Annotated in this window: 8 protein-coding genes; 7 read left to right on the top strand and 1 reads right to left on the bottom strand. The window is 69.6% G+C overall.

Going from position 1 to position 10,993, the window contains the following annotated elements:
- A partial coding sequence (locus DBR34_RS24010; protein WP_258224123.1) for a DUF3418 domain-containing protein occupies positions 1-1,407 on the top strand: 1,407 nt, incomplete at its 5' end.
- A 30-nt stretch (positions 1,408-1,437) separates the two neighbouring features.
- Here DBR34_RS24010 and DBR34_RS18800 read toward each other — a convergent pair.
- Positions 1,438-1,962, bottom strand: a complete 525-nt coding sequence (locus DBR34_RS18800; protein ID WP_128097907.1) for a hypothetical protein — start codon at positions 1,960-1,962, stop codon at positions 1,438-1,440.
- Between the two features lie 154 nt (positions 1,963-2,116).
- On the opposite strand from DBR34_RS18800, the gene DBR34_RS18795 reads away from it, so the two are divergent.
- The 6 genes from DBR34_RS18795 to DBR34_RS24005 all read left to right on the top strand — a co-directional run.
- Entirely contained in the window at positions 2,117-4,270 is a 2,154-nt protein-coding gene (locus tag DBR34_RS18795) for a bifunctional (p)ppGpp synthetase/guanosine-3',5'-bis(diphosphate) 3'-pyrophosphohydrolase (RefSeq protein ID WP_128097906.1), read from the top strand.
- Between the two features lie 29 nt (positions 4,271-4,299).
- Entirely contained in the window at positions 4,300-5,853 is a 1,554-nt protein-coding gene (locus DBR34_RS18790) for a hypothetical protein (RefSeq protein WP_128097905.1), read from the top strand.
- A gap of 156 nt (positions 5,854-6,009) precedes the next feature.
- Entirely contained in the window at positions 6,010-6,891 is an 882-nt protein-coding gene (locus tag DBR34_RS18785) for a glycosyltransferase family 2 protein (protein WP_258224122.1), read from the top strand.
- A 96-nt stretch (positions 6,892-6,987) separates the two neighbouring features.
- The gene (mrcB, locus tag DBR34_RS18780) at positions 6,988-9,429 is read left to right on the top strand and encodes a penicillin-binding protein 1B (RefSeq protein ID WP_128097903.1); all 2,442 of its coding nucleotides are present in this window, start codon (positions 6,988-6,990) and stop codon (positions 9,427-9,429) included.
- Between the two features lie 23 nt (positions 9,430-9,452).
- Positions 9,453-9,983: a hypothetical protein gene (locus tag DBR34_RS18775; protein ID WP_128097902.1), complete on the top strand. Its 531-nt coding sequence runs from the start codon at positions 9,453-9,455 to the stop codon at positions 9,981-9,983.
- Positions 9,984-10,271: 288 nt separating this feature from the next.
- Positions 10,272-10,993: ATP-dependent DNA helicase (locus tag DBR34_RS24005; protein WP_258224121.1), on the top strand; the 722-nt coding region annotated here is incomplete at its 3' end.

The raw sequence follows: 10,993 nt of genomic DNA, 5'->3' as shown, positions 1-10,993 counted from the left end.
GGCCTGGCCTGGTCGCTGGCCGACCTGTTGCCCGGCGAAGGCAGCGATGCCGAGCGCTATCCCAAGTACCTGCCGCTGGGCGATGCACGCCTGGCGCTGCATTACCGTTTCGAGCCGGGCAGCGACGACGATGGCGTCAGCCTGGACGTGCCGCTGCACCTGCTCAACGCGCTCGATGCCGCGCGCCTGTCGTGGCTGGCCCCGGGCTTCGTCGCCGACAAGGCATCCGCGTTGATCCGCAGCCTGCCCAAGGCGATGCGCCGCAACTACGTGCCGGCGCCGGATTTCGGGCGTGCCTTCGCCGAAGCGTTCCCCGACCCGAGTGCGGACGACATCCGCGGTGAGCTGGCGCGGTTCCTGTCGCGGGCCACCGGGGCACAGGTGGCCGCCACCGATTTCGACCTGGCCGCGCTGGACACCCACCTGCACATGAACCTGCGGCTGTTCGATGCGCAGGGCAAGCTGCTGGCCAGTGCGCGCGATCTGGATGCCTTGCGCGCCCGCTTCGGCGGGCAGGCCGGCGAAGCCTTTGCCGCCCGCGCAGGACGCGCCCTGGCCGTTGAAGGGTTGCGCGATTTCCCGGCCACGCCGATCCCGGTGCAGGTGCCGGGCGAAGCCGGCGTTCCCGCTTACCCGGCCCTGGTGGATACCGGTGAGAGTGCTGCGCTGCGGATCTTCGCCGACCGCAACGAAGCGGCCGAGCAGCATCCGCAGGGGGTGCGTCGCCTGTTCGACATTGCCTTGGCCGACAAGGCCAAGCAGGCACGCAAGCAGCTGCCGGTGCCGCCCAAGACCGGGCTGCTGTACGCCGCGATCGAGTCGCAGGAGCGCCTGCGCGGCGACCTGGTGGATGCCGCCATGAACGCGGTGCTGGCCGATGGCCTGGGCGACATCCGCGACCCGGCCGCCTTTGCCCAGCGTCGCGATGCGGCCGGCAAGGGATTGTTCGCTGAAGCGATGGCGCGCCTGAAGCTGGCCGAGAACATCCTGGCCCACGTAGCCGAGCTCAAGCCGGCACTGCAGTCCACGCTGATGGGCTGGGCGCGCGGCAACCTGGACGACCTGGAGCAGCAGCTGGCCGGGTTGGTGCACCCCGGGTTCCTGCGTGATACCCCGGCCGATGCACTGGCCCAGTATCCGCGCTACCTGCGCGCGATGATCCTGCGCAGCGAACGCGCCAAGCGCGATCCGCCGCGTGACCAGGCGCGCATGCTGGAACTGCGGCCGTTCATCGACGCACTGGCCGATGCGGACCGCCGCGGCCTGCGCCAGCGCCCGCAATGGCAGGCGCTGCGCTGGGACCTGGAGGAACTGCGGGTGTCGTTGTTCGCGCAGGAACTGGGAGCCAAAACCGGGATTTCGGCCAAGAAGCTGGCGCAGCGGATGGACGCATTGCGTCAGCTCTGAGAACGCCCCGTGCCCGGGTCGATGCCCCGCCTACTTGGTGCGGCGGACCTTGGCGCGGGTGTTCACCCCGTCCACGCGGAGGTACCAGACGCCCAGAAGGCCGGGGCTGATGGACACCGCCGGATTGGTCTTGCGCACGCCGGAGAGCACGGTGTCATCGCTCTGCTCCCACTCCTGGCCATTGGCCAGAACGAACCTGCGCGCCTTGCCAAAGCCGCGGAACTCGCCCTGCAGGGTGCTGGTGATCGGCTCGTTGCTGCCGAAATCGAAGAAGCCGCGGTTCTTGACGATGACTTCCTGGCGGCCTTCCTCACGGGCCTGTTCGCGCACCTGTTCGCGCGTATCGGCGGCCACTGCCGCCACCTTGCCCTGCAGCCAGCCATTGAGCGCGGTCAGTTCGGCCGGGCTGAGCTTGTCCAGGCCGGCGGCCTTGAATTCGGCCGGCGACATCTGCTGCTGCAGGTCGCCTTCGACCACGCGCTGGGCAAGCGCCGGGCTGGCCAGGCTCAACAGGACGGCCGCACTGGCCAGCAGGCGAAGACGCGAAAAGCGCATGGCAGATCTCCTTGGGTTTGCCGCAGTGTAGGGCCAGCGGGGTGGCGGTGGCGCGGGCCCGGCATGAGCACATGCCGGCCGATGCGGTGGTTTTGATTGTCCGCGACCGGCCTCGGCGCTAGTGTAGGGGTCTCTGTCTTGCCTGCACGATGCTGTGAACCGCGCTTCTGTCCCCGGCCTGGATGCCTTGTTGAACCGACCCTCGGCGGCCTCGCTGCCGCCCGCCCTGCGCGAGGCGCTGCTGCAGCGCTGGCAGCTGCCCGATGCCGACGGGCAGATGCACTCCAGCTGGTCGGTACTGGCCGATACGCTGGATGCGCTGGCGCTGTTGTCTGCCGATGAAAGCGCGCTGCTGGCCACGGTGTTGTTCGACCTGCCCGGGTTGCGCGCCGGCCTGGACACGCTGCCGCTGGGCGCGCTGAAGCCCGCGGTGGTCGGCCTGCTGGACGGCCAGGATGCGGCCGACCAGGTCTGGGCACTGCACGCCGGGCGCGATGCCGGGCGCAATAGCGAAGGCCTGCGCCGCCTGCTGCTGTCGATCATCCAGGACCTGCGGGTGGTGCCGATCCTGCTCGCCCGTCAGCTGGCGCGCATGCGTGGCGCCGACCGACTGCCCGAAGAGGAGCGCCGCGCGCTGGCCCAGCTGACCCGCGACATCCATGCGCCGCTGGCCAACCGGTTGGGCATCTGGCAGCTCAAGTGGGAGCTGGAAGACCTGGCGTTCCGCCATCTGGAGCCGGATACCTACCGGCGCATCGCACGTGAAGTGGACGAGACCCGGCTGGCGCGCGAACGCTACGTCGAGACGGTCAAGAAGGTGCTGTCGCGCGAACTGCTCGCGCAGGGGATCGACGCCGAGGTCAGTGGCCGTCCGAAGCATATCTACAGCATCTGGCGGAAGATGCAGAAGAAGAAGCTCGCCTTCGAGCAGCTGTACGACATCCGCGCGGTGCGGGTGATGGTGCATGACGTGGCCGCCTGCTACGCCGCGCTCGGCGTGGTGCATTCGCTGTGGGCGCCGGTGCCGAGCGAGTTCGACGATTACATCGCCCGGCCCAAGGCCAACGACTACCGCTCGCTGCACACGGCGGTGATCGGCCCGGACGGGCGCACCATCGAAGTGCAGATCCGCAGCCACGACATGCATGCCCAGGCCGAACTTGGCGTGGCCGCGCACTGGCGTTACAAGGAAGGCAGCAAGGGCGCGGAAAAGGCGTTCGACCGCAAGATCACCTGGATGCGGCAGTTGCTGGAACATTCCCAGGACAGCCCCGCCGGCGAACTGGCCGGTGCCCTCGATGCCGAGCTCACCGAGGACCGGGTCTACGCGCTCAGCCCCAAGGGCGAGGTGATGGATCTGCCGCAGGGCGCCACCCCGCTGGACTTCGCCTATCACGTGCACACCATGGTCGGGCACCGCTGCCGCGGGGCCAAGGTCAACGGCCGCATCGTGCCGCTGACCTACCGGCTGCGCAGCGGCGACCGTGTGGAAATCCTGACCTCCAAGGAAGCCGATCCGCGCCGCGACTGGCTGCTGGCGTCCAACGGCTTCCTGGCCAGCAACCGTTCGCGCGAAAAGGTGCGCGGCTGGTTCCACAAGCTGGATCGCGCGCGCAACGTGCAGGCCGGCCGGGACCTGCTCGACCGTGAACTGAAGCGGCTCGGCCTGCAGCATGCCGACCTTGCCGTGGCAGCGAAGAAGTTCCATGCCGACAGCGTGGACGACCTGTACATCCAGGTGGCGCTGGGCGACACCGGTCCCAACCAGGTCAGCCGGGCGCTGCTGGAAGCCGAGCGTGCCGCCAGCCAGCCCGTCGCCCCGGCGCTGCCGCGCCCGACCGCGCGCCGCAACAGCCTGGGCACCTCCAAGTTCACCGTGCAGGGCGTGGGCAACCTGCTGGTGCAGCTGGCGCGCTGCTGCCAACCGGTGGCCGGCGAGCCGATCGTCGGCTACCTCACCCGCACCCGCGGCGTGACCGTGCACCGCACCGACTGCGCCGCGCTGGCGCGGTTGTCGGCCGCCAGTCCGCAGCGGATCCTGCCGGTGGAGTGGGGTCAGGCCGGCGGCGGCTATGAAGTGGACGTGGTGGTCGATGCGGTGGACCGGCGCTGGTTGCTCAAGGACATCACCAACCTGATCGCACAGGAAGATGCCTACGTGCTGGACATCCACAGCGACAACGTGCGCAACAGCGGGCGCGCGCATCTGCGCCTGCGCCTGAAGGTCAGCGACTACGGCCAGCTGTCCACGCTGCTGGGCAAACTGGATGCGTTGCCCGGCGTCAGCGAAGCCCGGCGTCTAGGCTGACATCACGTGGCAGCGGCTAGGCTCAGCGGATGAGCCCCCATCGCGACCAGCAGGACGCTGCGCACGCCGCCTTGCGCCGGGTGCGCCGTGAAGGGCGCTGGTGGTGGCTGCAGGCGCGCCATGCGCGGCGCGTGTGGCGCTGGGCATTGCTGGTGGCCGTGCTGCTGTTCGTGGCACTGGTGCTGCTGCGGCGGCCCCTGGCCAACTGGTTCTGGAACGAACCCCAGATCGAACAACTGCTGGACCAGGGCGATCGCGCGCTGGCCGCCGGTCGCCTGAGCGCGGCTGACGGCAGCGGCGCGCGCGAGTGGTACCAGGCCGCATTGGCGTTGGACGGTGACCGCAGCCAGGCCCGCACCGGCTTGGCACGCACGGCGCAGGCGGCGCTGCAGCAGGCACGCGATGCGCTGGACGCCGGCGACCTGGACGCGGCACGGCGCGCCCTGGCGCTGGCGCGTGAACTGCAGGTGCCACAGCGCGATGCCGACCAGCTGGCGCAGCAATTGCAGCAGCGGGGCAACGCCCACGCCGGCATCGCGGTGTTGCTGGGGCGCGCCGAGGCGGCGCTGCAGGCACAGCGCCTGGATGATGGCCCGGACAGCGCGTTGCCCCTGTTCCAGCAGGTGCTGGCGGTGGCGCCCAACCAGCTGCGCGCGCTGGAAGGGCGCGAAGATGCGTTGTCCGACCTGCTGCTGCAGGCACGTAGCGCGTGCGCCAGCGGTGAGCTGGCCACGGCGGCAGCCCTGCTCGGCAGTGCCCGCCGCTACGACCCCGGGCATGTGGATCTGCCGCAGACCGAGGCACAGTTCAATGCCGCGCTGGAGCAGACGCTGGCGCGCGCCGACCGCGATCTTGCCCGCGGCCGTACAGACGCGGCGTGGGCGGGTTATCGCCAGGTCGCAGCTGCCGCACCCAGCCACCCGCGCGCCCAGGCCGGGCTGCGCGAACTGGCCGATCGCCAGGCCCGCCACGCAACCCGGCTGGCGGGCGATTTCCGATTCCCGCAGGCCACCCAGGCGCTGGACAAGGCGAAGGCAATCGACCCGCAGGCACCGTCGCTGGCCACTGCGCGCACCGCCATCGAGCAGGCCCGGCATGCCCAGCAGGCGCTGCGCGCCCCGCAGTCGCCCCGCACCAAGGGCGAGCTGCGCGTACTGCTGGAGCGTTTCGAACAGGCGCAGGCACGCGGCGACTGGCTGCTGCCGCCGGGGCGCAGTGCCTACGATGCATTGCGCGCAGCGCAGGCGCTGGCCCCCGCCGACCCGGCCGTGCGGGCGGCTGCGCATCAACTGGTGCCGGTGCTGGTGACGTGCTTTGACGATGAACTGCGCCGCAACCGGGTGCGCGCAGCCGGCGATTGCCTGCAGGCCTGGCAGGCGTTGGCTGCACACGACAACGAACTGGGCGAGGCGCGACGGCGCCTGGGACGACGCTGGCTGGCCATCGGCAGCGAGCGCCTGGGAGCCGGCGATGCGCGCTACGCCCGCGAGGCGCTGGAGCAGGCGGCCGCGTTGGGCGTGCCGGCCAGTGAGATCGAACCGCTGCAGGCGCGGTTGCGCGACGCAGCCACGCTGGAACGCTGAACGCGGCGCACAACCGGGGCTGGGTGGGTCGGCTATAGTGCGGGCGCTGTTTCGCCCGCCTTTTTCCCCGGTATGACCTCTCAAGATCCCGCAGCGACCCGTCAGTCCCTCCCGATTTGCGGGCAACCGACCATCACTGCAGCAGACATCTGCGCGGTGATCGTCACCTATGCGCCCGAACCGGAGCTGCTGACCCAGGTGCTGGACAGCGTGCAGCCCCAGGTGGGCCATGTGGTGGTGTTCGACAACGGCAGCCCCGGCCTGGATGTCGCCGCCGGACTGTCGGGTAGGGAGGCGGTCAGCGTGGTCGCCTCGGCATCCAACGTGGGGCTGGCGGCGGCGCTGAACCGTGCGATTGAACGCGCGCGCGCGCTGGGTTTCGGTCATGTGCTGTTGATGGACCAGGACAGCGTGCTCGATGCGGGCATGGTGGCCACCCTGGCGCAGGCCCTGGCCACGTTGTCGCAGCACGGGCCGGTGGCAGCGGTGGGGCCGCAGTTCGTGGATGCGCGCAGCGGAAGGCCGGCACCGTTCGTGCGGATGGGCTTTCCGCTCAATGACAAGGACTACGGCGGGCCGGGGCAGACCGTGTCCTGCGATTTCCTGATCACCTCCGGTTCGCTGATTCCGCTGGCGATGCTGGACCGGGTCGGTGGCATGGACGAATCGTTGTTCATCGACAACATCGACATGGACTGGTGCTTCCGGGCCAAGGCGGCCGGGCTTGCCCTGCATGGCGTGTGCGACGCACAGATGCACCACCGCATCGGCGAACAGCTGCGTGCCTCGCGGGTCAAGCGCGATGGGGTCGTGGTGCACAAGCCGTTCCGGCTGTACTACATCATGCGCAACCGGGTGCTGCTCTATCCGCGTGCCAGTACGCCGCGGGTGTGGGTGGCCCAGGATCTGCCGCGGCTGGTGCTCAAGCTGATTGGCAATGGCCTGTTCATTGCGCCCCGTTGGATTCGGCTGCGGTTCATGTTCCGGGGGCTGTGGGACGGGATCCGTGGTCGCAGTGGTCCCATGCCGGCGCCATAACGCTTGCTGTAGTGCGCCGGAACGGCCGCCACGGCGATGCCGCCGACGCTGGTGTGCTGCGTTAGACTGCGCCGAGCCCACTGTTTCCAGATGCCCGTGCCCCGACGCTACGATACCGACGACACCGACGAGTTCGACGACGACACCGATAGCCGCGGCCCGCTGTGGCGGCGTCGGCTGATCACCTGGGGGATGGCCGCGGTCGCGCTGTCCCTGGGCTTCCTGATTCCCTATACGGTCTATCTGAACAAGCAGGTCACCCAGCGGTTCGGTGAGCTGCGCTGGCAGATTCCGACCCGCGTGTATGCGCGCCCCCTGGCCTTGGCGCCGGGCGTGGCGATGGATGCCTCCACGCTGAAGACCGAGCTGGCCGCCGCCGCCTACCGCGATGACGGCACCGGCAAATCGGCTGCCACTTACCAGCAGGAAGGGGGCCGCTTCGTCATTGCCAGCCGTGGTTACAGCGACGTCGATGGCCCGGTGGCGCCGCGCCGCGTCGAGCTGAGCCTGTCCGGCGGGCAGATCGCCTCGCTGCGCGATGCCGACACCCGCAAGGCGCTGAAGGCCGCGCGGCTGGACCCGGCGCGTATCGCCACCTTGTACGGGCAGAAGCAGGAAGAGCGGCGGCTGGTCCGCATCGAAGAAACCCCCGAACTGCTGGTCACCGGCCTGCAGGCGGTGGAGGACAAGGATTTCAACCGTCACCACGGCATCGACCTGAGCGGCATCGCCCGCGCGATCTGGGTGACCGTGCGGTCCGGTGGCCAGAGCCGCCAGGGTGCGTCCACGCTGACCCAGCAGCTGGCGCGCAGCGGCCTGCTGGGCATCGGCAAGGAACAGACCGTCACCCGCAAGTTCAATGAAGTGCTGTACGCGCTGATCATGGAGGCGCGCTACGACAAGCGCACCATCCTGGAGGCCTACCTCAACCAGGTGTACCTCGGGCAGCGGGGCAGCCAGGCCATCCATGGCATGTCCTCCGGTGCCGAGTTCTGGTTCGGCCGCGACCTGTCCTCGCTCAACACCGAACATGTCGCGCTGCTGATCGGCCTGGTCAAAGGCCCGTCCTACTACGACCCGCGACGCAATCCCGAACGCGCGCTCGACCGCCGCAACTTCGTGCTGGGCAAGCTGCACGAAAGCCAGCTGATCGACGACGCCGAGTACCAGCGCGCGCTCAAGGCGCCGCTCGGCGTGCCCAAGGTTCCCGGCCTGATCGCCGCCAACCGGTTCCCGGCCTACGTGGACCTGGTGCGCCGCCAGCTGGGCCACGACTACCCGGAATCGGTGCTGCAGGGCGCCGGCCTGAGCGTGATGACCGGCATGGCGCCGTCGGCCCAGGCGTACGCCGAGGGCGCGGTCACCAAGACCATCAAGTCGCTGGAGAGCAAGAAGCGCCCCGAGCTGCAGGCCGGCATGGTGCTGACCGACGTGCACAACGGCGACGTGCTGGCCGTGGTCGGCAGCCGCGATTTCGCCGAGCCCGGCTTCAACCGTGCCATCGAGGCGCAGCGCCCGGTCGGCTCGTTGCTCAAGCCGTTCGTGTACCTGCTGGCACTGGCCCAGCCGGACCGCTACTCGCTGGCCACCTGGGTGGACGATTCACCGGTGACGGTGCAGCTGTCGCGTGGCCGCAACTGGTCGCCCGGCAACGCCGACAACCGCAGCCACGGCACCGTGCGCCTGATCGACGCGCTGGCCCATTCCTACAACCAGGCCACCGTCCGGGTAGGCATGCAGGTGGGGCCTGAGCGCGTCACCCAGCTGATCCATGTGCTGGCCGGGATCAAGGCCGAGCCGAATCCGGCGGTGATCCTGGGCTCCACCGACCAGAGCCCGTATGCGATGGCCCAGCTGTATCAGTTCCTCGCCTCCGGCGGTGAGATCCAGCCGCTGCATGCCGTGCGTGGCGTGCTGGACCCGCAGGGCAAGCTGATGAAGCGCTACGACAAGTCGCCCGCACCGGCCCAGGAAGGCGACTCGATCGCGGCCAACCTGATCAGCATCGGCCTGCAGCAGGTGGTGGCCAGCGGCACCGCGCAGCGCCTGAACGCCGACGGCCTGGGCCGGCTGCAGCCGGCCGGCAAGACCGGTACCACCAATGATGGCCGCGACAGCTGGTATGCCGGCTACACCGGCGACCACCTGGCCGTGATCTGGATGGGCAACGACCAGAACGAGCAGGCCGGGCTGTATGGCGCCACCGGTTCGATGCGCGTGTGGTCGAGCATTTTCCAGCGCCTGCCGAGTGCGCCGTTGAAGGTCAGCAGCAAGGGCCTGGACTGGCAGTACGTGGAAGCCAGCGGCACGGCCAGCACCGATGAAAGCTGCCCGGGCGCGCGCCGCTTCCCGTTCGTGGTGGGCTATGCACCGGCGTATGCGCCCTGTGCGCCGCCGCCGGCCGCCCTGCCAGAGGAAGAGGGCGGCGAAGGCAGCACCGAAGGCGGTGGCTGGCGCAGCTGGTTCGGCATGGGCAAGAAGCCGGAACCGGCCGCCGAGCCGGCGCCGGCCTCTGCAACGACTCCCCCAGCGCGATGATTCCGGAGCGAGGCCGGCCCGCCATGACTACCCGAACCCTGATCCGTTCCGCCTGCCTGCTCACGCTGGGCATGGCATTGACCGCCTGCGTCACCCCGGCACCGCCGGTCAAGGCGCCCGTGGACACCACCACCCCGGCCCAGCGCATGGCGGCCGTGGAAGCGGTGGCCGTGGGGGCCGATGACAAGGAACTGGCCGTACAGCCACTGCGCGACGCCGAGATCGAAGACCTGCGCCTGACCGCGCAGATGCGTCGGCAGGCCAACGACCTGCCCGCCGCCGCCGAAGCGTTGAACCAGGCGCTGCTGATCTCCGAAGGCGATCCGTCGATCCTGCAGGAACGCGCCGAAATCGCCTTGCTGCAGGGCGACTGGGCGCGTGCCGAAGCACTGGCGCGCAAGGCCGTCGACCTGGGCTCGAAGACCGGTCCGTTGTGCCGCCGCCACTGGGCCACGATCGAGCAGTCGCGCCTGGCCCGTGGCCAGAAGGAAAACGCCGCCTCCGCGCACGCCCAGCTGGAAGGCTGCACGGTGCCGGGCATCAAGCGGTACTGACCGCGCACACCCGGGGCTCTGCCCGCTGCGCGAAATGCAATCCCACGTAGAGCGGGGCTCTGCCCCGTTGCACGAAATGCAATTCCACGTAGAGCGGGGCTCTGCCCCGCTGCACGAAATGCAATTCCACGTAGAGCGGGGCTCTGCCCCGCTGCACGAAATGCAATTCCACGTAGAGCGGGGCTCTGCCCCGCTGCGCCGGATTGCGTGTAGCGGGGCAGAGCCCCGCTACACGTCGGATTGCGTGCCGCAATCCATGGGGCAGGTGGCACCCTTTATCATGGGCGCATGTCACGCCTTGCCCATGCCAGCAGCGAAGCCCTCAGCGAGGGCGGGACGCTTGCCAGCCAGTTGGATGCCTTTGTTGCACGCCCGGCGCAGCTGCGCCTGACCGCCGCCATCGCCGAGGCGTTCGACCAGCGCGACGTGCTGCTGGCCGAGGCCGGTACCGGCACCGGCAAGACCTATGCGTACCTGGTGCCGGCGTTGTTGTCGGGGCTGAAGATCATCATTTCCACCGGCACCCGCGCGCTGCAGGACCAGCTCTACCACCGCGACCTGCCGCGGGTGCGCGCCGCGCTCGGGGTGGGCCACAGCAGTGCGCTGCTCAAGGGCCGCGCGAACTACCTGTGCCGCTACCGCCTGCAGCAGGCCCGTGGCGAACCCCGCTTCAGTTCGCCGGAGCAGGTCGCGCAGTTCCAGCGCATCCTGGCCTGGTCCGGGCGCAGCCGCTTCGGCGACATGGCCGAGCTGGAGGCGCTGCCGGAAGACTCGCCGCTGTACCCGATGGTCACCTCTACCGTCGACAACTGCCTGGGCAACGAGTGCCCGTTCTGGGACGACTGCTTCGTGGTGCAGGCGCGCCAGCGTGCGCAGGCGGCCGACGTGGTGGTGGTCAACCACCACCTGCTGCTGGCCGACCTGGCGCTCAAGCAGGAAGGCTTCGGTGAGATCCTGCCGGGCGCGCAGGCCTTCGTGATCGACGAAGCGCACCAGCTGCCGGAACTGGC

The organism is Stenotrophomonas sp. HMWF003 (assembly GCF_003061285.1).
Lineage (GTDB): Bacteria > Pseudomonadota > Gammaproteobacteria > Xanthomonadales > Xanthomonadaceae > Stenotrophomonas > Stenotrophomonas maltophilia_AP.
The sequence above is the reverse complement of the archived record's forward strand: the minus strand, read 5'-3'. Positions and strand labels throughout refer to the sequence as shown.

Excerpts from the sequence above, each read along its gene's own strand:
- DBR34_RS18800 (WP_128097907.1), bottom strand. The coding sequence starts at position 1,962 with ATGCGCTTTTCGCGTCTTCGCCTGCTGGCCAGTGCGGCCGTCCTGTTG.
- DBR34_RS18790 (WP_128097905.1), top strand. The coding sequence starts at position 4,300 with ATGAGCCCCCATCGCGACCAGCAGGACGCTGCGCACGCCGCCTTGCGC.
- DBR34_RS18775 (WP_128097902.1), top strand. The coding sequence starts at position 9,453 with ATGACTACCCGAACCCTGATCCGTTCCGCCTGCCTGCTCACGCTGGGC.